Below are 25,975 nucleotides of genomic sequence, written 5' to 3'. Positions count from 1 at the left end.
CAGGACGCGGCGCACGAGCCGATCGCCATCGTCGGCATGGCCTGCCGGTACCCGGGCGGTGTCCGCGGGCCGCAGGACCTGTGGGACCTGGTCGCGGAGGGCCGGGACGAGATGTCGGCGTTCCCCGAGGACCGCGGCTGGGACCTGGAGGCCCTGTACGACCCCGATCCGGACCGGCCGGGCACGTCGTACACGAACGTGGGCGGATTCCTGTACGGCGCCGCGGACTTCGACCCGGCGTTCTTCGGGATCAGCCCGCGTGAGGCGCTGGCGATGGACCCGCAGCAGCGGCTGCTGCTGGAGGCGGCGTGGGAGGCCGTGGAGTCGGCGGGGATCGACCCGGTCGCCCTGCGGGGTTCGCAGACCGGCGTGTTCGCGGGGCTGATGTACCACGACCACGTGGCCCGGCTGCGGGACGTGCCGGAGGACCTGGAGGGGTTCATCGGCAACGGCAACGCGGGCAGTGTCACCTCGGGCCGGGTCGCGTACACCATGGGCCTGGAGGGTCCGGCGGTGACGGTGGACACGGCGTGCTCGTCGTCGCTGGTCGCCCTGCACTGGGCGGTCCAGGCGCTGCGCACGGGCCAGTGCCGGTACGCCCTGGCGGGCGGGGTGACGGTGATGGCGACGCCGGGCACGTTCGTGGAGTTCTCCCGGCAGCGGGGGCTGGCGGCCGACGGCCGGTGCAAGCCGTTCGCGGAGGCGGCCGACGGCACGGGCTGGTCGGAGGGTGTGGGCATGCTGCTCGTCGAGCGGCTGTCCGACGCGCGGCGGCTCGGGCACGAGGTGCTGGCCGTGGTGCGCGGCACCGCGATCAACCAGGACGGCGCGTCCAACGGCATGACGGCCCCCAACGGGCCGTCGCAGCAGCGCGTCATCCAGCAGGCGCTGGCCGACGCGCGGCTGACGCCGCGTGACGTGGACGCGGTGGAGGCGCACGGCACCGGCACCACCCTGGGCGACCCGATCGAGGCGCAGGCGCTGCTGGCGACCTACGGCCAGGACCGGACCGGCGGCCGGCCGCTGTACCTGGGGTCGATCAAGTCCAACATCGGCCACACGCAGGCCGCGGCCGGTGTCGCCGGTGTCATCAAGATGGTGCAGGCCATGCGGCACGGCGTGCTGCCGCAGACACTGCACGTCGACGCGCCGACCTCGCACGTCGACTGGTCGGCCGGCGAGGTCCGGCTCCTGACGGAGCGGCGCGCCTGGGAGGGGGAGGGGCCGCGCAGGGCGGGTGTCTCGTCGTTCGGCGTGAGCGGGACGAACGCGCACGTGGTGCTGGAACAGGCACCCGCGCCCGAGACCCCCGAGGAATCAACCCAGGAACCGGGCACACCGCTGGCGGTCATCCCCTGGACCGTCTCCGGCAAGACCGAACAGGCACTGCGCGACCAGGCCACCCGCCTCGCCGCCCACGTCCGCGCCCACCCCGACACCGACCCCCACGACATCGCCCTCTCCCTCGCCACCACCCGCACCCACTTCGACCACCGCGCCGTCGCCACCGGCACCACCACCGACGAACTCCTCACCGCCCTCGACGCACTCACCCACCACACCACCTCACCCCACCTCACCACCGGCACCCCCACCACCGGCACCGGCACCCTCGCCATCGTCTTCCCCGGCCAGGGCACCCAGCGACCCGGCATGGGACACGAACTCGCCACCCACCACCCCGTCTACAAAAACACCCTCGACACCATCCGCACCCACCTCGACCCCCTCCTCGACCAACCCCTCGACACCATCCTCACCAGCGACGACATCCACCAGACCCAGAACACCCAACCCGCCCTCTTCGCCCACCAGGTCGCCCTCTACCGACTCACCGAATCCCTCGGCATCACCCCCGACCACCTCATCGGCCACTCCATCGGCGAAATCACCGCCGCCCACATCGCCGGCATCCTCACCCTCCCCGACGCCTGCACCCTCGTCGCCGCACGAGCCCGACTCATGCAGACCGCCCCCCAGGGCGGCGCCATGGTCGCCCTCCAGGCAACCGAGGAAGAAGTCCTCCCCCACCTCGAAAACCACACCGACCACGTCTCCATCGCCGCCCTCAACGGACCCGAATCCACCGTCATCGCCGGCGACGACGAAACCGTCGAAACCATCACCCGCCACTTCGAGGACCAAGGCCGCAAAACCAAGTGGCTCAACGTCTCCCACGCCTTCCACTCACCCCACATGGACACCATCCTCGACGCATTCCACGCCACCGCCGAAACCCTCACCTACCACCCACCCACCATCCCCCTCATCTCCAACCTCACCGGCCAGATCGCCGACGACACCATCCGCACCCCCCACTACTGGACCCAGCACATCCGCCGAACCGTCCGCTTCGCCCACGGCATCACCACCCTCCACACCCTCGGCACCACCACCTACCTCGAACTCGGCACCGACGGCACCGCCGCCGCCATGACCACCAACACCCTCCCCACCGACACCCACGCCCACGTCCTCACCGCACTCCGCAAAGACCGCCCCGAAACCACCACACTCACCCAGACACTCGCCCAACTCCACACCCACGGCCACCCCATCGACTGGACCACCCTCCTCACCCCCAGCCACCCCACCACCACCCCCCTCCCCACCTACGCCTTCCAGCACCAGCGCTACTGGCTGCCCGCGACCTCGGGCGGGGGCACGGAGACCGACATCGCGGCGGCCGGGCTCACGCCGGCCGGGCACCCGTGGCTGACCGCGCTGGCGACGCTGCCGGACGGTGAGGGTCATCTGCTCAGCGGGCGGGTGTCGCCGCGTGCGCACTCCTGGCTGGCCGACCACGCCGTGTTCGGCGCGGCGATGGTGCCCGGCAGCGGTCTGGTGGACGTGGCGCTGGCGGCCGCACGGGCCGTGGGAGCCGCGCGGGTGCGGGAGCTGACGCTGGCGAAGCCGCTGGTGCTGAGCGCCGGCTCGGCGGTGCGGCTGCAGGTGCGGGTCGAGGGACCCGACGGGCAGGGGCACCGTTCGCTCGCCGTCTACAGCCAGTTCGAGGACACCGCGGACCCGGGCGCATGGAACCTGAACGCGACCGGTGAGCTGGCGGACTCCCCGGCTGCCGGCGCGCAGGCGTCCGAGCTGTCGGCCTGGCCGGTCCCGGACACCGAGGCGGTCGTCCTGGACGGCTTCTACGAGGGGCTCGAGGCGCAGGGGTTCACGTACGGGCCGGCGTTCCGCGCCCTGCGGGAGCTGCGGACCCGGGGCCGTGTGGCGTACGGGCAGGTGGTGCTGCCGGAGCCGGCCGGAACGGCCGACGGCTACGGCGTGCACCCGGCGCTGCTGGACAGCGCGCTGCACGTGCTCGCGGGCATCACATCGGCCGAGGACCGGCCGGAGGACGCCGACACGGTGATCCTGCCGTTCGCCTGGTCGGACGTGGAGGTGTTCGCGACCGGCGGCACCGAGCTGCGGGTGCGGATCGAGCTGCTGGAGCCCGAAGGGGGCACCCCGGTGGCGTCGGTGCTGGTCACGGACGCCGAGGGGGCGCCGGTCCTGCGGGCCGGCGGCCTGCGGATGCAGCGGGCGACGGCGGAGCAGCTGCGGGCCGCGCAGCGCGCCGACGCGGAGCACCTGTACCGCCTGGACTTCCGGCCGGTGGCCGCCGACCCGTCCGCCCCGTACGACGGGGAGGGGCTGGTGGTGCTGGGCGCCGGCGCCGTCGCCGAGGCGCTCGGCGCCGAGGCCGTCGGCGACCTGGACGCCGCCGGCACGCCGCGCCGTCTCGTGGTGGACCTGACCGGGTCCGGCGGGTCCGGCCCGTCCGCCGCGTCCGCGCTCGGCGCGGCGGAGCAGGCGCTGGCGCTGGTGCAGCGGGTGACCGCCGAGGAGCGGTTCGCCGGCACCGAGGTGGTGTGGGTGACGCGCGACGCGGTGGCTGCCGGACCCGGGGACGGCGCGGGCGCTGCCGGCGACGCCTCGGTGTGGGGGCTGGTGCGCACCGCCCGGGTGGAGCACCCGGAGCCGGTGCTGCGCCTGGTCGACGTGGGCGCGCAGCCGTGGGAGCCCGCGGCGCTGCGGGCCGCGCTGGCCGTGTCCGGGGAGCCCGAGCTGGTGCTGCGCGACGGCGAGGTGCGCGCGCCGCGCCTGGTGCGGGCCCCGGCGGACGCCGCGGCGGCGCCGCGCCCGCTGGACCCGGAGGGCACGGTGCTCATCACCGGCGGCACCGGTGAGCTGGGCCGGGCCGTCGCCGAGCGGCTGGTCCGCGAACACGGTGTGCGCCACCTGGTGCTGACCGGCCGGCGCGGTCCCGAGGCGCCCGGCGCGGACGCGGTGGCCGCCGCCCTGGAGGCGGCGGGCGCGGCCGAGGTGCGGATCGTCGCCTGCGACGTGGCGGTGCGCGAGCAGGTCGCGGCCGTCCTCGCCGACGTGCCCGCCGGCCGCCCGTGGACGGCCGTGCTGCACCTGGCCGGAGTGATCGACGACGGGCTGGTCGCGGGGCAGAGCGCCGAGCGGCTGGCGACCGTGTTCGCCCCCAAGGTCGAAGGGGCGGTGCATCTGCACGAGCTGACGGCGGACCTGGATCTCGCCGCGTTCGTGCTCTTCTCCTCGGCGGCGGGCACCCTCGGCTCGCCGGGGCAGAGCAACTACGGTGCGGCCAACGCCGTGCTGGACGCCCTCGCGGCGTACCGCCGGCACCGGGGGCTGCCCGCGGTGAGCCTTTCGTGGGGCATGTGGGCCCAGAGCGGGACCGGCATGACCGCGCATCTCGGCGAGGCGGAGCTGGCCCGGATGCGCCGCCAGGGCGCGCACGCGCTGACCGCGGACGAGGGCCTGGCCCTGCTGGACGCGGCGCTGGCGCGCCCGGAGGCGCACCTGGTGCCGGTGAAGTTCGACCTCGCGGCTCTTCAGCGGGGCGCGGGCGCGGGCGTGCCCGCGCTGCTGCGGGCCCTGGTGCGTCCGCGGCCCGAACTGCGGCAGGCCGCGCGGGCGGCGGGCGGCGGCGTGTCGCTGCGCGACCGGCTGGCGGGTGCCGCCGAGGCGGACCGTGAGGAGCTGCTGACCGGGATCGTGCGGGGCGAGGTCGCCGTCGTGGTGGGCGTGTCCGGCGCGGGCGACGTCGGCGCCGACCAGGAACTGCGGGACCTGGGCATCGACTCGCTGATGGCGGTGGAGCTGCGCAAGCGGCTGTCGGAGCTGACGGGCGCGGCGCTCCCCGCCGACCTGGCGTTCAGCCACCCCGCGCCGCGGGCCATCGCGCGCTTCCTGCTCGCGGAGGTCTTCACCGGCCTGGGCGAGGCCGCCGCCGTGTCCTCGCCGGCGGCGCAGGGGCCCGAACTGCCCGCCCTGGTGCGGGCGGAGGGCGTCAGCGTCTACCCGGCGACGCACGGCCAGCGCCGCCTGTGGTTCATGGAGCACCTGCACCCGGGGTCCGCGCAGTACAACGCCGTGTGCCGGCAGCGCACCGAGCGCCCCGTGGACCTGGACGTCCTGGCGCGCGCCCTGGAGTGGGTGGCGGACCGTCACGAGTCGCTGCGCACCACACTGCGGGTGCAGGACGGCGAGGTCGTGCAGGTCGTGCACGCGGCCGCGCCGGTCCCGCTGGTGCACGAGGACCTGTCGGGTGCCGACGGGGCGGCGGTCGAGGCGCGGCTGCGCCGGGAGGAGCTGGCGCCGTTCACGGTGGACGGCGGTGCGCTGGTGCGGGGCCTGGTCCTCGACCTGCCCGGCGGCGGCCAGCTGCTGTGCTTCGTGCTGCACCACTCGATCACGGACGGCTGGTCCTCCGGGGGCATCTTCCTGCACGACCTGTACGAGGCCTACCACGCGCTGCGCGACGGCCGGGAGCCGGAGCGGCCGCCGGTCGACCACCAGCTGGGCGACTACGCGCTGTGGGAGGACCGCTGGGTGCGCGAGGGCCGGTTCGGTCCCGCGCTGGAGTTCTTCGGCGGGGAGCTGGCGGGTGTGCCGCGGCTGGAGTTCCCGTCCGGCGCCCCGGAGGCGGCGGACGGCGGTCCGGACGGCGACGCCGTGTACTTCACCGTGCCCGCCGGCCTGCGGGACGGCGTGGAGCGCCTGGCGGCCGACGCCTCCGTCACCACCTACACGGTGCTCGTCACCGCGTACGCGGTCCTGCTGAGGCGCTACTGCGACCAGGAGGACTTCGCGGTCGGCACGCTGTGGGGCAACCGGCAGGTGCCGGGCGCGGCGAACATCGCCGGCTTCCTGGCGAACACCCTTCCGCTGCGCTGCGACCTGACGGGCGACCCGTCGTTCACCGGGCTGCTGGCCGCCATGCGTCCGCGGGTGCTGGGGGTGCTGGAGAACCAGAGCGTGCCGCTGACGGAGATCGTGCGGACGGCGGCGAGCGAGCGCACCGGTGAGGAGAACCCCTTCTTCCGTGCCGCGTTCAACTACCTCGGTGCGGCGGGTCCCGCCCTCGGCACGGGCGAGGACGCCTGGACGCCGCTGGGCACGGGCAGCGCGCTCGGCAACGTCCGGGGCGCCGCCAAGTTCGAGCTGGGTCTGACGCTGGTCTCCGACGAGTCGGGGCTGCGGGGCGAGCTGGAGTTCCAGTCGCACGTCCTGGACCGGGGCGCGGCCGAGCGGCTGGCGGAGAACTTCACCGAACTGCTCGCCTCGGTCGTCCGCGATCCCTCGACCGTGCTCAGCCGGCTGGGGGTGCTCGGCGGGACCGAGCGCGCGTGGCTGGCCGCGCAGTCCGGGACCGTGGCCGCCGGGCTGGAGGACCCGCGGACCGCGCTGGAGCGGGTCTGGGAGCAGGCCGCCGCGACCCCCGGCGAGGTGGCCCTGGTCCACGGCGGGCACCGGCTGACCTACCGGGAGCTGACGGTGGCGGCGGGTGCCGTCGCCCGGATGCTCGCGGAGCGGGGTGTGGGCCCGGACTCGCTGGTCGGCGTGCACGCGCCGCGGTCGGCGGCGTTCGTGGTGATGGCCCTGGGCACCTGGCTGGCCGGCGGCGCGTACGTGCCGCTCGACCCCGCCTACCCGGCGTCCCGTATCGGGCACGTCGTCGACGACAGCGGGCTCACGACCGTGCTGACCACTCCCGACGGCGCGTTCGCCGCCGGGAGCGGCGACGTCGAGGTCCTCCCCGTGGACGTGTTCGCGCTGCCGGCGGCGGACGGCCCGGAGCCGTTCGTGCCGCCGGGCCTGTCGGACCTGGCGTACGTCATCTACACCTCCGGTTCCACGGGCAAGCCGAAGGGGGTGATGCTGGAGCACGCCCAGTTCGCCAACTTCTGCACGGCGATGGACCACCGGGTGGGCGGCGGGGACGGTGACACCTGGCTGGCCGTCACCAGCCCGTCGTTCGACATCTCGACGGTCGAACTGCTGTGGACGCTGACGCGCGGTTACCGCGTGATCGTGGCCGACGGCACCGTCGCCGACTGGGGCAGCTACCGCGAACTGTCCCCGACCCACCTCCAGTGCACTCCGTCGCTGGCCCGCATGCTGCTGGCCGACCGCGACGGCCGGGCGCTGCTCGGCGGGCTGCGGCGGATGCTGGTCGGCGGCGAGGCCCTGGACCGTTCGCTGGCCAAGAAGCTGCTGCGCCGCTGCGGCGGCGGGATCACCAACATGTACGGGCCCACCGAGACGACCGTCTGGTCCTCGTCCTGGACGCTCGAACCGGGCGAGGTGTCGCTCGGCCGGCCCCTGCACGGGAACAGCCTGTACGTCCTGGACGCCGCCGGGCAGCAGGTGTCGCGCGGCACGCGCGGTGAGCTGTGGATCGGCGGCCACGGTGTGGCACGCGGGTACCTGGGGCGGCCGGAGCTGACCGGCGAGCGGTTCCTCGACGACCCGCACAGCGCCGTGCCGGGTGCGCGGATGTACCGCACCGGCGACATCGTCCGCTACCGGCCCGACGGCACCCTGGAGTTCTGCGGGCGCACCGACGCCCAGGTCAAGCTGCGCGGCCACCGCGTCGAACTCGGCGAGATCGAGTCGGTCGCGGGAGACCACCCGGCGGTCCTGGAGTGCGCCGCGATCGTCCGCGAGGACACCCCGGGCGACCCGGTGCTGTTCCTCTACTGGACGCCCGCATCGGACAGCGCCGACGTCTCCGCGCTGCGCGGCCACCTGGCCGCCCGGCTGCCCGCGTACATGGTCCCGTCCCGGCTGGTGCGCATGGCGGAACTGCCGCACACGCCCAACGAGAAGACCGACCGCAACGCCCTGCGGGCGCTCGCCGCGCCCGCGCCCGAGACGGCGGCCGCGGCGGCCGGCGACGGCCCCGCCACGGCGGCGCACGTGCCCGGCCCGGCGGACCCGGCGCAGCCGGTGGAGGACGTCGTCGCCCGCGCCTGGCAGGCCGCGCTCGGTGTGCCCCGCATCGACCGGGACACCGGGTTCTTCGAGCTGGGCGGCACCTCCATGACCGCGCTCAAGGCGCACCAGGAGATCTGCGCGGAGCTGGGCCGCGAGTTCCCGCTGGCCACCGTGTTCCGCCACCCGACCGTCCGCCGGCTGGCCGCGCACCTCAGCGGCACGGCCACGCCCACCGGCCCGGCCGCCCGCACGGCGCGGCAGGCGTCCGGTGACCCGGCGGACGAGGCGATCGCCGTCGTCGGCCTGGCCTGCCGTCTGCCGGGGGCGCCCGACATCGACTCGTTCTGGCAGGCGCTGCGGGAGGGCCGGGAGCTGATCAGCCGGTTCACCGAGGAGGAGCTGCGCGAGGCCGGGGTGCCCGAGGCGCTGCTCACCCATCCCTCGTACGTCCGGGCCAAGGGGTACGTCGAGGACGTGGACCGGTTCGACGCCGGGTTCTTCGGCTACTCGCGCACCGAGGCCGAGGCGATGGACCCGCAGCACCGGCTCTTCCTCGAAGTCGCCTGGGAGGGTCTGGAGAACGCGGGCATCGTGCCGCAGGAGTTCGACGGTCCGATCGCCGTGTACGGCGGTTCCGGGTCCGGCGGCTACCAGCAGCACGAGATCAGCGACCTGTCGTCCTTCTTCCGCAACATGGTCGGCACGAAGGGCGACTTCCTGGCGCCGCGCGTCGCGCACAAGCTCAACCTGCGCGGACCGGCGCTGAACGTGCAGACCGCCTGCTCCACCGGTCTGGTCGCCACCCACCTGGCGCGCGAGAGCCTGCTGCGCGGGGAGTCCGACATCGCGCTGGTCGGCGCGTCGTCGGTGTCCGTGCCGCTGAAGAACGGCTACCCGTACCAGGAGGGCATGGTCGTCTCGCCGGACGGCAGCTGCCGGGCCTTCGACGCGGACGGCGCCGGCACGGTCTTCGGCGACGGCGTCGGCGTGGTCGTGCTGCGCCGGCTCTCCGACGCGCTCGCCGCGGGCGACACCGTCTACGCGGTGGTGCGCGGCAGCGCCATCAACAACGACGGTTCCGACAAGGTCGGGTTCACCGCGCCGAGTGTGGCCGGGCAGGCGCAGGTCATCGCCACGGCGCAGAGCGCGGCGGGCGTCAGCGCGGACACGGTCGGCCTCGTCGAGGCGCACGGCACCGGCACCGCGCTCGGCGACCCGATCGAGGTCCAGGCGCTCCAGGAGGTGTTCCGCGGCGGTGAGCGCGAGGAGCCGTGCGCGCTGGGCTCGGTGAAGACGAACATCGGCCACACCGACACCACCGCCGGAGTCGCCGGACTCATCAAGACGGTCCTCAGCCTGCACCACCGGGAGCTCGTGCCGACCCTGCACTTCAAGCGGCCCAACCCGGACATGGACCTCGACCCGGACCTGTTCTACGTCAACACCGAGACCAAGGAGTGGGTGGCGGACGGGCCGCGCCGGGCGGGCGTCTCGTCGTTCGGCATCGGCGGCACCAACGCCCACGTGGTCCTGGAGGAGGCCCCCGTGCCGGCCGCGGACGATTCCGCGGACGGCACGGGCGGCACGGACAGCGCGGTGCCCGTCGTGCTCTCCGCCCGCAGCACGGCGGCGCTGCGGGCGCAGGCCGCCCGCTGGGCGGACTGGCTCGGCGCCCACCCCGAGGTGCCGCTGCGCCGGGTCGCGGTGTCGGCGGCCACCCGCCGCGAGCACTTCCCGGTGCGGGCCGCGGTGACCGCGGCGACGCCGGAGCAGGCGGGCGAGGCGCTGCGCGCCCTGGCCGAGCGGCGTTCGCACCCGGCGCTGGCGGAGGGCACGGCGGCGGACCGCCGCGTCGTCTTCGTCTTCCCCGGGCAGGACACCGAGTGGGCCGGCATGGGCCGTGAACTGCTGGAGCAGTCCGAGGTGTTCGCCGACGCGGTCGCCGACTGCGACGCCGCGTTCGCCCCGTTCACCGGCCGCTCGATGGCGGCGCTGCTGAGGGAGGGGGACGCCGCCGAGTGGTCGGACCTCTCCGTCGTCCAGCCGCTGCGCTTCACGATGTACGTGGCGCTGGCCGCCGTGTGGCGCTCGCTCGGTGTGGAGCCGGCCGCGGTGGTCGGCCACTCGCAGGGCGAGGCCGCGGCCGCGGTGGTCGCGGGCGCCCTGACGCTGGAGGAGGGCGCCCGGGTCATCGCCGCGCGGTCCGCCGCCATGCAGCGGCAGTCCGGCGGCGGCCGGATGGGCGTCGTGGAGCTGCCGGTGGCCGAGGCGCAGACCTGGGTCGCGCAGTACGACGGCCGGGTGTGGGTCGCCGCGGTGAACACACCGCACTCGGTGACCGTGTCGGGTGACGCGGACGCCGTGGACGACCTGCTGTTCCGCCTCGACGACGAGGACATCGCCTGCGGGCCGCTGGAGGCCACGATGGCGGCCCACAGCCACCACGTGGACGCGGTCCTGCCCGCCCTGGCGGAGGAGCTGGCCGGTCTGCGGCCGCGCGCCGGGACCGTCGCGCTGTACTCGACCGTCACCGGCGGCCCGGTGCGCGGCGAGGAGCTGGACGCGGCGTACTGGTGCCGCAACCTGCGGGAGACCGCCCGCCTCGACCTGGCGCAGCGGGAACTGCTGTCGGCGGGCTTCGACGTGTTCGTCGAGGTGAGCCCGCACCCGGTGCTGCTGATGCCGCTGACCGACGGGGCGCTGTACGCCGGGTACGACCGGACGGTCGCGGTGCCGACCCTCCAGCGCGACCAGGGGAGCCTGGCGCAGGTGCTGAGCGCCGCCGGCCGGCTGCACGTGCACGGCGGCCGGGTCGACTGGGCGCGGGCCCTGGGCGGCGCCCCCGCGGTGCCGCTTCCGACGTACGCGTTCCAGCGCGAGCGCTACTGGGCGGAGCCGGAGACCGTGCCGGAGCGGACCGTGCCGGCCGCGACCGACGCGTTCTGGCAGGCCGTCGACGACGGCGGGGCCGACCGGGTCGCGCGGATGCTGGGCGCGCCGGAGGAGCTGCGGGCGGGCATCGCCCGGCTGCTGCCGCTGCTGTCGGCGTGGCAGGACGAGCAGAAGGGCCGCACCGCCATCGCCTCGTGGCTGTACGACGAGGTGTGGCGGCCCGCCGGGCCGGCCGCGACGCGGCCGGTGGACGGCGACTGGGCCCTGGTGTCCGGCCCCGAGGACGCGGACCGCGCGTACGCCGAGCCGGTGGAACGGGAGCTGCGCCGCGCGGGGGCCGTCGTGCACCGCGTCGACGGCACAGCGGACCGGGCCGGCCTGGCCGCGGCGGTGAAGGCGCTGCCGGACGGGCTGCGCGGTGTGGTGACCCTCGCGGGTCTGGACGGCACGCCGGACGCCCAGGGGGTGACCGGGGGGCTGCGTCAGGTGCTGGCGCTGGTGCAGGCCGTCGGGGACGCCGGCCGGGACGTCCCGGTGTGGGCGCTGACGTCGGGCTCGGTGAGCGTCGACGGTGCCGAACCGCTGACGGACCCGCACGGGGCCCTGGTCCGCGGTCTGGGCCGGGTCGTGGCCCTGGAGCAGCCCCTGCGGTGGGGCGGCAGCGTCGACGTGCCCGCGGTGCCGCACCCCGAGTGGGCGGCGCAGTTCGTGGGCGTCCTGGGCGCCGGCGACCACGAGGACGAGACGGCGCTGCGGCCCGGCGGGCGGTTCGTGCGCCGTATGGTGCGCACCGCCCCGCGGCCCGCGGAGGCGGCCTGGTCGACCTCCGGCACCGCGCTCGTCACCGGCGGCACCGGCGGGCTCGGCCGGCACCTGGCCCGCTGGCTGGCGGACCGGGGCGCGAGCCGGATCGTGCTGGCGTCGCGGACGGTGCGGGAGAGCGAGGAGCTGACGGCCGTGTGCGCCGAACTCGCCGCGCGGGGCACCGAGGTGGTGCTCGTGCCGTGCGACGTCGCCGACCGCGCGCAGGTCGAGAAGGTGGTGGCCGCCGCGGACACGCCCGAGGCGCCGCTGCGCACGGTGGCGCATCTGGCGGGTGTCACCCTCTTCGCCCCGCTGGACGCGGTCGTGGAGGAGGACCTCGGTGCGCAGGTCGCCGCGAAGGCGCACGGCGCACGGCTGCTGCACGAGGTGCTCGGCGACCGGGAGCTGGACGCGTTCGTCCTGTACGGCAGCGGCGCGAGCCTGTGGGGCAGCGGCCTCCAGGCGGTGTACGCCGCGGCGAACACGGCGCTCGACGTGCTCGCCCGCGAGCGGCGGCTGGCCTCTCTGCCCGCGACGGTGCTGCACTGGGGCCGCTGGGCGGGCGGCGGCATACTCGGCGCCGACGAGCAGCGGAGTGTCGAGGCGCGCGGTCTGCTGGGCATGGAGCCGGGCCGGGCGCTGCACGCGCTGGGCACGGCCCTGGACGCCGGGCTGACGGCGCTGGGCGTGGCCGACATCGACTGGGGCCGGTTCGCCCCGGCGTACAGCGCGTCCCGGCCGCGTCCGCTGATCGGCGGCATCGAGGAGGCGCGCACGGCGCTCGCCTCGGCCGACGCGCCGCTCGACGAGGGGGCCGGCGACGAACTGCGCGCGGCGCTGGCCGGCATGGACCGCGGCGAGCGGCTGCGGACCCTGACCGGGCTGGTCAGGGCCGAGGTGGCGCAGGTGCTCAGCCTGGAGACGGAGGCGCTCGACGTCGAACAGCCGCTGCTCCAGATCGGGTTCGACTCGCTGATGGCGGTCACGGTGCGCGGCGCGCTGGCCCGGCTCACCGGGCTGCCGCTCACCACGGCCGTCTTCGCGCAGCACCCGACCTGCGCGGCGCTCGCCCGTCACCTCCTCGGCGAAATGGCCGGCGGCGGACAGCAGTCGGGCGGGGAGCGGGCGGAGAATCCGTGGCTGCGGGTGCTGAAGCCCGCGGCGCGGCCCCGGGCCCGCGTCGTGTGCCTGCCCGGCATGGGCGGCACGGCAGGCGGCTACGTCTCGCTGATCCCCGCGCTGCCCGAGGGCGTCGAACTGCTCGGTGTGCAGCTGCCGGGCCGCGAGGCCCGCACCGGCGAGCCGCCGCTGACGGACATGATGGCGATGGCCGACGAGGTCGCCGGGGCGCTCGGCGACCGCTGCGACGTGCCGCTGGTCCTGTTCGGGCACAGCCAGGGCGCCTGGCTGGCCTGGGAGGTGGCGCACCGGCTCGGGCAGCGGCCCGGCGAGCCGCGGCTGTCCCTGGTGGTGGCGTGCGCGCAGACGCCGTACGCCGAGGTGTCCGATTTCGTGCGCGGCGCCGGCGAGGCCGCCGGCCGGGAGGGCGCCTCGGCGGCGGAGATCGCCGCGGCGCTCGACGGGCTGCTGCCCCGGCAGATCCTCGACAACGAGGAACTGCTCGTCGAGTACGCCGGGCGGCTGCACGCCGACACCGAGCTGGCGGCCAGTCACCGCAGCGCGCTCACCGGCCTGGAGCGGGAGGCGCTGAGGGTCCCGGTGTTCGCGGTCGCGGCCGCCGACGACCCGGTGGCGGCGCCCGAGGCGATGGAGGCGTGGCGCGAGCTGTCCCTCGGGGCGTTCACGCTGCGCACCATCCCCGGTTCGCACGCGGCGCCGCTGGAGAACGCCGAGGCGATGGTGGCCGAGCTGCTGGCCGCGGTCCCGGGGCACGGCGTCTGATCCGTGCCCGACCCGCCCGGGCCGCGCGGGCGGCCGGGACGCGGCGGTGAGGGCTCCCGGGGACCGTCCGACGGTCCCCGGGGACGTCCTCGCCGCCGCGTCCCGGTCCGCGGCTCCGGTCGCAGTCGAGTACCGCGCGGAGCGGAGTCCACTCCGCGTCAAGTGCGCCGTGGTGCCCTTGGGCAGGTGGTTCCACGGCCCTTGATGTCGACGGTTCCCGGCAGCGACCAGCACAGATCCTGGCCGACGCGACCAAAAGGTGTCACATGGGTGTTTACGCAACGGAGTCAGCGGCCGCGGACCTCGCGGAGTTCCTGCGGGCCGCGGTGGCGGAGCTGCTCGGCACGCCGGCGGACGCGGTCGACGTGTCCGTCGCGCTGCGCGACCTGGGCGTCGACTCGTCCGGGGTGACGCGGCTGGCCGGGCTGGTGTCCGAACGCCTCGGCCGGACGGTGCCCGCCTGGCTGCTGTGGCAGCACCCGACCGTGGCGGAGCTGGCCTCGGCGCTGGCCGGCGGGCCGGCCACGGGCGGGTCCGGCGCGGCCGGACGGAGCCCGTCGGCGGTCGCCGCCGACGAGCCGATCGCCCTCGTCGGCCTCGGCTGCCGCCTGCCGGGCGGCATCGAGACGCCGCAGGCCCTGTGGGAGGCGCTGCTCGCCGGCCGGGACGCCGTCACGGAGGTGCCCGCGGACCGCTGGAACGCCGACGAGTGGTTCGACGACGACCCGCGGACGCCGGGCACGATGTCCACGCGCCGGGGCGGCTTCCTCGACGACGTGGCCGGCTTCGACGCCGCCTTCTTCGGGATCTCGCCCGCCGAGGCGGCCCGGATGGACCCGCAGCAGCGCATCGCGCTGGAGGTCGCGTGGGCCGCGCTGGAGGACGCCAGGATCGTTCCCGGCACCCTGGCCGGCAGCCGCGCCGGGGTGTTCCTCGGCACGATGTGGCAGGAGTACCACCTGGCGACCGGCGCCGGACCCGAGACGATCGGTTCGCACTCGGCCGTCGGCTGGGACACGTCGATCGTGCCCGCCCGCATCGCGTACGCGCTCGGCCTCGAGGGGCCGGCGTTCTCGGTCGGCTCGGCGTGCAGCTCGTCGCTGGCGGCGGTGCACATGGCCGCGCACAGCCTGCGCCGCGGAGAGTCCGACCTCGCGCTGGCGGGCGGGGTCAGCCTGATGCTGTCCCCGCACACCACGGTCGCGATGACGAAGTTCGGCGGCATGAGCCCCGCGGGCCAGTGCCGCGCCTTCGACGCGGACGCCGCGGGCTACGTGCGCGGCGAGGGCTGCGGCGTGGTCGTGCTGCGCCGCCTGTCGGACGCGCTGCGCGACGGCGACCGCGTCTACGCGGTGCTGCGCGGCAGCGCCGTCAACAACGACGGCGCCTCCAACGGCCTGACCGCGCCCAACCCGCGCGCCCAGGTCGACGTGGTCCGTTCGGCCTGGCGGTCGGCGGGCGTCGCCCCGCACCAGGTGGCGTACGTGGAGGCGCACGGGACGGGCACGCCGCTCGGCGACCCGATCGAGGCGGCGGCCCTCGGCGAGGTGTTCGCGCCGCACCGCACGACGCCGCTGCTGCTCGGCTCGGCCAAGACCAACTTCGGCCACCTGGAGCCGGCCGCCGGCGTCCTCGGAGTCCTGAAGACCGCGCTCGCCCTGCACCACGGCCGGCTCCCGGCCGGCCTGCACTTCGAGCGGCCCAACCCGCTCATCGACTTCACCGGCCTGTCCCTGGAGGTCGTCACCGCCGCCCGCGACTGGCCCGAGGGCCCCCGCCACGCGGGCGTGAGCGGCTTCGGCTTCGGCGGCACCAACGTCCACCTCGCCCTCACCGAGGCCCCGCACCGGCAGGCCCTGACGGCGCCCGCCACCACGCAGGAGCGGCAGGGGCGGGCTCCGGCCGTCGCGTTCTGCTTCTCCGGGCACGGCTCGCAGTGGACCGGCATGGGCCGCGACCTGCTGGCCGAACCGGTCTTCCGCGCGGAGTTCGCCGAGGCCGACCGGGCCGTGGCGGCGGTGACGGGCTGGTCCGTGCTCGACGCGCTCGTCGCCCCGGACGGGAGGCTGGAGCGCACCGACGTGCTCCAGCCCGTGCTGTTCGCCCTCCAGGTGGCCCTGGCCCGCACCCTGCGGCGGTGGGGCGTCGTCCCGGACGCGGTGTTCGGGCAGAGCGTCGGCGAGGTCGCCGCCGCCGTCGTCGCCGGGGCGCTCACCCTCGACGAGGGGGCGCACGTGATCGGCGTCTGGTCGCGGCTGGTGGCCGAACGGGCCGCCGGCACCGGTTCGATGCTGGTGTGCGACCTGACCCCGGAGCGGGCCGCCGGCCTCGCCCGGGGCCGTGTCACCCTCGCCGGGCGCCTCGCGCCGGAGCAGGTCTGCCTGTCGGGCGCGACGGCCGCGCTGGACGAGGTGGAGCGCGAACTGGGCGACGCCGGGGTGCGGACCTACCGGGTGCACATCGACTACCCCTCGCACAGCGCGGAGCTCGCCCCGCTCGCCGCCGAACTCGTGGCGCGGCTGGGCGCGCTGCGCCCGCAGGCGGCCGCGGTGCCGTTCCTCTCCACGGTGACCGGCGACTGGGCGGTGGGCACGGAGCTCGACGCCGCGTACTGGGCGCGCAACATGTGCCGCCCGATGCTGCTCGACGAGGCCGTGCGCCGGCTGCCCCGCCCGCCGGGCGGCGGGCTGCGGGTGGTGGAGATCTCCCCGCATCCGGTGGTCTCCCGGCCCGTGCGCGACACCCTGTCCGCCGCCGCGGACGACGCGGACGACGCAGCCGGCGAGGCGCGGGTGCTGGCCGCCTGCCGCCGGGACCGGCCGGCGTCGCAGACGTTGCAGGAGCTGCTGCACGCCCTGTGGTGCGACGGCGTCGGCGTGGACTGGGCGGAGGCCACCGGCACCGCGCAGGGCGCCGCCCGCCCCTGGCCCTGGGTGCTGTCCGCGAAGACGCCGGAGGCGCTGCGCGCCCAGGCCGCCGCCCTCCACGATTACGTCGGGTCCCGTCCCGGAGCGCTGCCCGCCGATGTGGGCCACTCGCTGGCCACGACCCGTTCCGCGTTCGGGCACCGCGCCGTCGTCGTCGCGGACGACCGCGAGGGCTTCCTGCGCGGCCTCGCCGCGCTGGCCGCCGGCCGCACCGCGCCCGGCCTGGTCACCGGCGACGGGGACGACACGGCCGGCACCGGCCGCGGCCCCGTCCTGGTCTTCCCCGGGCAGGGCGCCCAGTGGGCCGGCATGGCCCGTGAACTCCTCGTCCACTCGCCGGTGTTCGCCGACGCCTACGCGGCGTGCGCACGGGCGCTGGGCGAGTTCGTCGACTTCTCTCCGGCCGAGGCGCTCGCGGACGAGGACGCGCTGCGGCGGGTGGACGTCGTCCAGCCGGTGCTGTGGGCGGTCATGGTGTCGCTGGCCGAGCTGTGGCGCGCGCACGGGGTGCGGCCCGCCGTCGTGGTGGGCCACTCGCAGGGCGAGATCGCCGCGGCCTGCGCGGCCGGCGGCCTCTCGCTGGAGGACGGCGCGCGCGTCGTCGCCCTGCGCAGCCAGGCCATCGCCCGGTCGCTGGCCGGCCGCGGCGGCATGGTGTCGGTGTCCCTGCCCCGCGCCGAGGTGGAGACGCGTCTCGCGCACTGGGGCGGGCGGCTGTCCGTGGCCGTCGTCAACGGCCCCGGCCTGACCGTGGTCTCCGGCGAGCCCGGCGCCCTGGACGAACTGCTGGAAGGGTGCGAGGCGGACGGCGTACGCGCCCGGCGCATCCCCGTCGACTACGCCTCCCACTCGGCCCAGGTCGACACCCTGCGCGAGGAGCTGCTCACGGCGCTCGCGCCGGTCCGGCCGCGCTCCACCGGGACGCTGTTCTTCTCCACGGTGACCGGGGACTTCCTGGACACGGCGGAGCTGGACGCCGAGTACTGGTTCCGCAATCTGCGCACGACCGTGGAGTTCGAGTCCGCCGTCGCCGCGCTCGCCGGACACGGCCACCGCCTGTTCGTGGAGGCCAGCCCCCATCCGGTGCTGTGCCTCGCGGTCGAGGAGACGGCGGGCGGCGCGGGCGCCGTCGCGCTCGGCACCCTGCGCCGCGGCACCGACAGCACGGCCCGGTTCCTGGAGTCGGCGGCCGAGGCCTGGGTGCGCGGCGCCGGCGTGGCGTGGGAGGCGTCGTTCGCCGCCCGCGGCCCGGCCGGTCCGCGCACGGTCGACCTGCCGCCCTACGCGTTCCGGCGCAGGCGGCACTGGCTCGACCCGGTCGGGCAGCCGCCCGCCGCCGCCCCGGCGGCCGGCGCGGACGACGCGGAGTTCTGGTCCGCGGTGGACCGCGGCGACCTGGCGGCGCTCACCGCGTCGCTGGACGTCGGCCCGGAAGCGGGTCTCGGCGATCTGCTGCCCGCGCTGTCGGCGTGGCGGCGGCGCGGCCGCGAGGCGGCCGAGGTGCGCGACTGGCGGTACGAGATCGTGTGGAAGCCGGTGCCCGATCCGGCGGGCCCGCCGCCCGCGGCCCCCTGGCTGGCGCTGCTGCCGGCGGGCGAGGCGCGGGCCGCCGAGGTGCTGCGCGCACTGACGGACGCCGGCGCCGGACTGGTGCCCGTGGTGCTCGGCGACGAGGACCGGGAGCTGACGGCGAAGGCGCTGCGCACGGCGTGCGAGGACCAGGCGGCCCGCACGGGGGGCCGGTTCGCCGGGGTCCTGTCGCTGCTCGCCCTCGCGTCCGGCAGCGACCCGCGGCACGACCCGGTGCCGGCCGGCTACACGGCGACGCTGCGGGCCGTCCAGGCGCTCGGCGACGCGGAGGTCGGCGCCCCGCTGTGGTGCGTGACCCGTGAGGCGGTGCTGGCCGGTCCCGGGGACCGCCGTGTCGACCCCGCGCAGCGCATGGTGTGGGGGCTGGGCAGGGTGGCGGCGCTGGAGCACTCCGACCGGTGGGGCGGCCTGATCGACCTGCCGGGGGCTCCCGACGCGGGCGTGTGGCGGCGCGTGGCGGCGCTGCTCGGCGGCGACGGCGCCGAGGACCAGGTCGCGGTGCGCGCGGGCGGTGTTCGAGCGCGCCGCCTGGTGCGGGCCGGGGAGCCGCCGCGCAGCGCGTGGCGGCCCTCCGGGACGGTCTTGGTGACCGGCGGCACGGGCGCGCTCGGCCGCCGGGTGGCGCGCCGGCTGGCCGAACAGGGCGCCGGGCGGCTGGTGCTGACGAGCCGTCGCGGGCCCGGCGCGCCGGACGCCGAGGCGTTCGCCGCCGAACTGCGCGGGCTGGGCGCCGAGGTGGTCCTGGAGGCCTGCGACGTGTCGGACCGGGAGCAGCTGCGCGCCGTCCTGGACCGTGCCGCCGCCGGCGGACCGCTGACCGCGGTGGTGCACACGGCGGCCGTCCTGGACGACGCCACGGTCGACGCCCTCGACCCCGGGCAGGTGGAGCGGGTGTGGCGGGTCAAGGCCCAGGGCGCCTGGAACCTGCACGAACTGACGCGGGACCGGGACCTGTCGGCCTTCGTGCTGTTCTCCTCGTACGGGGCGACCGTCGGCATCCCCGGCCAGGGCAACTACGCGCCCGCCAACGCCTTCCTCGACGCGCTCGCCGAACTGCGCCACCTCGAGGGACTGCCCGCGACCTGTGTGTCGTGGGGCGCCTGGGGCGGCGGCGGCCTGGCCCGCGGCACCGTCCGCGGTGTCCTGGACCGGCACGGCGTGCCCGAGATGGACCCCGGCCTCGCGCTGATCGCCCTGCAGCAGGCCCTCGACGGCGGGCGGCCCTGCCAGACCGTGGCGGACGTGCGCTGGCCCCGGTTCCTGACGGCGTTCACGGCGGCACGGCCCAGTCCCCTGCTCAGCGAGCTGCCCGAGGTCGTGGAGCTGGCCCGCGCGGGTTCGGCGCCGGCCGCGGCGGCGGACGCGCAGCAGCCGGGCGGTCCGGATCTGCGCCGCAGGCTGGAGGAACTGCCGCCCGGGCAGCGCACGGACGCCGTGCTGGACGTGGTGCGCACGCACACCGCGGCCGTGCTCGGCTACGGCCCCGAGGAGCCGCTGGAGGACCGGCGCTCGTTCAAGGAGCTCGGTTTCGACTCGGTGACCGGTGTCGAACTCCGCAACCGGCTGAACGCCGTGACCGGGCTGCGGCTGGCGGCCACGCTCGTCTTCGAGCACCCGACGCCGGCCGCGGTGGCCGGCCACGTACTGGCCGAGCTCGGTGTCGGCGCCGGGGACGGGGCGGAGCGGGCGCTGGACGTCGGCAGCCTGCTGGCCACGGTCACGGCACTGGACGCGACGGCTCTGGCACCGGCGGACGCGGACGGCCTCGCGGCCCTCTCCCGCGCCCTGCTGGAGCTCCTCGGGGACGCCGGTGCCGCACCGGCACCCGCGGCGGGACCGCACGAGGCGCAGCAGGCGCTCGACGACGCATCGGACGACGAGTTGTTCCAGCTCATCGATGAGAAGTTCGGACTCTGACATGGCAAACGAAGACAAGCTGCGCGCCTATCTGAAGCGCGTCACCGGTGAACTGGACACGACGCGCGAGCGGCTGCGGCAGGCCGAGGCCAGGCTCCGGGAGCCGGTCGCCGTGGTGGCGATGAGCTGCCGCATGCCGGGCGGCGCCGCGTCGCCGGAGGAGTTCTGGCGGCTGCTCGACGACGGCTCCGACGCCATCGGCCCGTTCCCCGGGGACCGCGGCTGGGACACCGAGCGGCTCTACGACCCGGACCCGGACAACCCGGGAACCGTGTACGCGTCGGGGGGCGGCTTCCTCGACTCGGCGGACGCCTTCGACGCGGGGTTCTTCGGGATCTCGCCGCGCGAGGCGCAGTCGATGGACCCGCAGCAGCGGCTCCTCCTGGAGAACGCCTGGGAGGCGTTCGAGGGCGCGGGCATCACCGCGGAGTCGGCGCGGGAGCGCACGACGGGCGTCTGGGTCGGCACCAACGGCCAGGACTACGCGGGCCTGATCGGTGACGGCAGCAGCGAGGGGCACGCCCTGACGGGCGGCGCCGCCAGCGTCCTGTCCGGACGCATCGCCTACGCGCTCGGCCTGCGGGGCCCGGCCCTGACCGTCGACACGGCCTGCTCCTCCTCGCTGGTGGCGGTGCACCTGGCGGTGCAGGCGCTGCGGCGGGGCGAGTGCGCGCTGGCCCTGGCCGGCGGGGCGACGGTGATGGCGACGCCGCAGCTGCTCGTCGAGTTCAGCCGGCAGCGCGGCCTCGCGCCGGACGGGCGGTGCCGGGCCTTCTCCGACCGTGCCGACGGCACCGGCTTCGCCGAGGGCAGCGGCATGCTGCTGCTGGAACGGCTCTCCGACGCCCGGCGGCACGGGCACCCCGTGCTCGCCGTGATCCGGGGCACGGCCGTCAACCAGGACGGGGCGTCCAACGGGCTCACGGCGCCCAACGGGCAGGCCCAGCAGGACGTGATCCGGGCGGCCCTGGCCGACGCCGGGCTCGGCGCCGGCGACGTGGACGCCGTGGAGGCGCACGGCACCGGCACCCGGCTCGGCGACCCGATCGAGGCCCGCGCGCTGATCGCCACGTACGGGGCGGCCGTCAGGCCGGGCGGTCCGCTGTGGCTGGGCGGGGTGAAGTCGAACATCGGTCACACGCAGGCCGCCGCGGGTGTCGCGGGCATCATCAAGATGGTCCAGGCGCTGCGCCACGGCCGGCTGCCGCGCACACTGCACGCCGAGGAGCCGACCACCCACGTCGACTGGTCCGGGGGCGGCGTGCGGCTGCTGACCGAGCCGGTGCCCTGGGAGCAGGGCGAACGGGTGCGGCGCGCGGGCGTCTCCTCGTTCGGGATCAGCGGCACCAACGCGCACATCGTCCTGGAGGGCCCCGAGGGCAGCGCCCCGGCGCCGGACGGGGCGCCCGCCCCGGACGCGGCCCGCCGCGCCGTCGTGCCGTGGCTGCTCTCCGGCCGGGACGAGGCGGCGCTGCGCGCGCAGGCGGACCGGCTCGCCGGCCACCTGGCGGACCGGCCCGGCACCGACGCGGCGGACGTGGCGTACTCGCTGGCGGCGGGACGCACCGCGTTCGCGCACCGGGCGGCGGCCGTCGGCGGCGACCTGCCGGAGCTGCTGGCCGCCGTGCGGGCGATCGCCGACGGCACCGCGCCCGGGGCCGCCGCGCTGCCGGGCCGGACCGCGTTCGTCTTCCCCGGGCAGGGCGCCCAGCGCGCCGGGATGGGCCGTGAGCTGTACCGGGACTTCCCCGAGTTCGCCGCCGCCTTCGACGCGGTCTGCGCCGCGTTCGACCCGCTGCTCACGCGGCCGCTGCGGGAGGTCGTGTTCGCCGAGCCCGGCACCGCGGAGGCGGAGCTGCTGGACTCGACCGGCTTCACCCAGCCCGCGCTGTTCGCCGTGGGCGTGGCGCTGTTCCGGCTCATGGAGGCCTGGGGAGTCGTCCCCGACCAGGTGATGGGGCACTCCGTGGGCGAGCTGGCCGCCGCGCACGTGGCGGGGGTGCTGTCCCTCGACGACGCCTGCGCCCTGGTCGCCGCCCGCGGACGGCTGATGCAGGCCCTGCCCGCCGGCGGCGCGATGCTCTCCGTCAAGGCGCCCGAGTCCGTGGTGGCGCCGCTGCTCGCGGACCACTCGCACGTCGCGGGCGTCGCCGCGGTCAACGGCCCCGGGTCGGTCGTGGTGTCGGGTCCCGCGGAGGTCGTCGACGGCGTGGCCGCCGAGCTGGCCGCCCGCGGTGTCCGGACCCGGCGGCTGACCGTCTCGCACGCCTTCCACTCCCCGCTGATGGAGCCGATGCTGGCCGACTTCGCGGCGGTGGCACGGCGGATGACGTACCACGCGCCGGCACTCGGCATGGTCGGGAACCTGGCGGGCGAACGCGTCGCCGACGAGGTGCGCGACCCGGAGTACTGGGTGCGGCACGTCCGGGACGCCGTCCGGTTCGCCGACGGCACCCGCGCGCTGGTGGCCGCCGGGGTGACCCGCTTCGTGGAGCTCGGCCCGGACGGCACCGCCACCGCGATGGTGCAGGACTGCCTGGCGGAACTGGGCGTCGAGGCGACCACGGGCGCCGTGGCGCTGCTGCACCGGGAGCGCCCGGAGACCGCGGCGCTGACCGGCGCCGTCGCCCGCGTGCACGCCCTGGGCGCGGCCGTCGACTGGGAGCGGTTCTTCGCCGGCACCGGCGCGGCACGGGTGGAACTGCCGTCGTACGCCTTCCAGCGGTCGCGGTACTGGGCCCGGCCGCAGGCGGCCGCGCTCGACACGGAGGCCCTCGGGCTCGCCGATCCCGCGCACCCGTGGCTGGGCGCCCTCACGGCGTCCGCCGACGGCTCGCGCCACATCTTCACCGGCCGCCTCTCGCTGGCCGGGCATCCCTGGATCGCCGACCACACGGTGTTCGGCGAGGCCGTGGTGCCGGGCACGGGGCTGCTGGAACTGGCCCTGGCCGCCGCCCACCGGGTGGGCGCGGCCGGGGTGGCGGACCTCACCCTGGTGACGCCGCTGGTGCTGCCCGCCGACGGCGCGGTGCACGTGCAGGTCGCCGTCGGCGGCGAGGACGCCGGGCGCACGGTGACGGTGCACAGCCGGGCCGCCGGCGGGGCGCAGGAGTGGACGCTGCACGCCACGGGCGAGCTGAGCCTGTCCCCGGCGGGCCCGCCCGGTTCCTTCGCCTGGGCCGGCCGGTGGCCGGTGCCGGACGCCGAACCCGTGGCGACGGACGGCTTCTACGAGCGGTTCCGGGAGCAGGGCGTCGACTACGGCCCGCTGTTCCGGGGCACCGAGGCGCTGTGGCGGCGGGACGGCACGGCCTACGGCCTGGTGCGGCTGCCGGGCGGCGACCGCGCCGCGGACGGGTTCGGTGTGCATCCGGCGCTGCTGGACGCCGCGTTGAACGTGATGAAGGCCGTGGCGGACGACGACACCGGGCAGGAGCAGGAGGGTGTGCTGCTGCCGTTCGCCTGGTCGGGCGTCGAGCTGTACGCCACCGGCGGCAGCGAGCTGCGCGTACGGGTCGAGGTCCGCGACACCGGCGGCGGGCGGCACCTGACGGTCGAGGCCGCCGACGCCACCGGCGCACCGGTGCTCCGCGTGCGGGGCATGGAGATGCGCCGGGCCACCGCCGACCGCATCGGCGCGGCGGCCGGCACCACCGCGCGGGACCTGCGGGAGCTCCGGCTGCGGCCGGTGCCGGCCCCGCAGCCCCCGGCCGCCCGGCCCGCCACCGTCGTCGTGGGCGGCGGGGGCCGGATCGCCGGGGCGCTGGACGCCACCGCGGTGCCGTCCGCCGACGCGCTGTCGGCCGCCCTGGACGAAGGTGCCCGGCCCGGACGCGTCCTCGTCGACGCGACGGAACTGACCGGCCTCCCCGACGACGAGGTGACACGGGCGGCGGGCGACGCCCTGGCCCTGCTCCAGCGGCTGCTCGCCGAACCCCGTCTGGACGAGGCGGAGCTGGTGTGGGTGACCGGCGCGGCGCCGAGCCCGTACGACGAACTGGCGGCTAACGCCCCGGCCGACGGCCGGGGCCTCGCCCCGGCGTCGCTGCGGGGGCTGCTGCGCACGGCCCGCAGCGAGTTCCCCGACCGGTCGCTGCGGACCGTCGAACTCGGCGGCGCGCCCGGGGCCGCGGCCACCGGGCCGCTGCTCGCCGCCCTGGACACGCAGGACGAGCCGGAACTCGTGCTGCACGGCTCCGAGTTGTCCGCTCCGCGCCTGGAGGCCGCCGGCGCCCCGGCGCCGGACGCGGCCGCCGCCCCCCTGGACCCGGAGGGCACGGTCCTGCTCACCGGCGGCACCGGTGAGCTGGGACGGGCCGTGGCCAGGCACCTGGTGCGGGAGCACGGCGCCCGCCGTCTCGTCCTGACGTCCCGCCGCGGGCCCGGCACGCCGGGCGCCGACGACCTGGTGCGCGAACTGACCGGGGCGGGCGCGCTGAGCGTGCGGATCGCCGCGTGCGACGTCGCGGACCGGGCCGCCGTGGCGGAGCTGCTGTCCGGCATCGACCCGGCGCACCCGCTCACCGGCGTGGTGCACCTGGCGGGTGTCCTGGACGACGGCCTGGTGACGGCGCAGGACGGCGAGCGGCTGGCGCGCGTCTTCGCCCCCAAGGTGCACGGCGCGCTGCACCTCGACGACCTGACGCGGGACCTGGGTCTGGCGGCGTTCGTGCTCTTCTCCTCCGCGGCCGGCGTGCTCGGCACGGCAGGGCAGAGCACCTACGCCGCCGCCAACACCGTGCTGGACGCGGTCGCGGCCCGGCGCCGGGGACGTGCGCAGACGGCGCACTCCCTCGCCTGGGGCCTGTGGCAGCAGACCGGAACCGGTATGACCGCGCATCTCGGGACCGCCGAACTGGCCCGGATGCGACGGCAGGGCATCGCCCCGATGCCGGTGGAGGACGGCCTGCGGCTCCTGGACGAGGCACTGCGCCGGCCGCGGCCGAACCTGGTGCCGCTGCGGCTGGACACCGCCGCCGCCGCCCGCCACCTCGGCGAGGGCGGCGAGGTCGCCCCGGTGCTGCGCACGCTGGTGCGCCGCCCGGAGCTGCGCAGGGCGGCGGCTGCCGGGCCGGCCGCGGGGCCGGTGCCGCTGCGCGACCGGCTGGAGCCGCTGAACGCCCAGGAGCGGATCCGGACGGCGACCGGCGCCGTGCTGGAGGAGGCGGCGGCGGTGCTCGGTCTGGACGGCCCGTCGGCCGTCCACCCGGACCAGGTGCTCAAGGATCTGGGCCTCGACTCGCTGATGGCGGTGGAGCTCCGGCGCCGGGTCGCCGCGCGCGCCGGGGTGCCCTTGCCCTCGACGCTGGCGTTCGACTACCCGACCCCGGCCGCCGTCGCCGGACTCGTCCTGGAACGTCTGGGTCTCGCCGCCGGACCGGAGGGAACGGACCCGGGCGAGGACCCGGGCGCCGTCCTCGCCCGGGTCCTGGACCGCGTGTCCGCCGACGAACTGCACCGCAGCGGTCTGCTGGACCTCCTGGTGGACCTCGCCGACCGCACGGCCTCCCCGGGCCCGGACGGCGCGCAGCGCGCGCCGGCCGCCGCCCCGGCCGGGACACCGCGTCCCGGGCCCGCGGAGCGGTCCGTCGAGGACATCAACGCGGAGCTCGACGCCCTGCTGGCCTCGGTCGGCGACGAGGTCTTCTGACATGCACCCGATGCCCGCCGTGCGGCCGACGCACCGACCC

General features: G+C 76.6%; 2 protein-coding genes and 1 pseudogene. All 3 read left to right on the top strand.

The genetic code is table 11. The annotated features are described in order from the left end of the window. Positions 1 to 15 precede the first annotated feature (15 nt). Positions 16 to 13,800: pseudogene (locus IAG43_RS33730) on the top strand (amino acid adenylation domain-containing protein); the annotation flags it as partial. Positions 13,801 to 14,117: 317 nt separating this feature from the next. Continuing rightward, positions 14,118 to 20,285, top strand: a complete 6,168-nt coding sequence (locus tag IAG43_RS33725) for a type I polyketide synthase (protein WP_187744946.1) — start codon at positions 14,118 to 14,120, stop codon at positions 20,283 to 20,285. 1 nt (position 20,286) lies between these two features. Next, entirely contained in the window at positions 20,287 to 25,935 is a 5,649-nt protein-coding gene (locus tag IAG43_RS33720; RefSeq protein ID WP_187744945.1) for a type I polyketide synthase, read from the top strand. Positions 25,936 to 25,975 lie beyond the last annotated feature (40 nt).

The organism is Streptomyces genisteinicus (assembly GCF_014489615.1).
Classification (GTDB): domain Bacteria; phylum Actinomycetota; class Actinomycetes; order Streptomycetales; family Streptomycetaceae; genus Streptomyces; species Streptomyces genisteinicus.
Note: the sequence above shows the minus strand (reverse complement) of the source record. Positions and strands in the feature narration are given on the sequence as shown.

Coding starts and splice junctions, on each gene's coding strand:
- IAG43_RS33725 (WP_187744946.1), top strand. CDS start 14,118: ATGGGTGTTTACGCAACGGAGTCAGCGGCCGCGGACCTCGCGGAGTTC.
- IAG43_RS33720 (WP_187744945.1), top strand. CDS start 20,287: ATGGCAAACGAAGACAAGCTGCGCGCCTATCTGAAGCGCGTCACCGGT.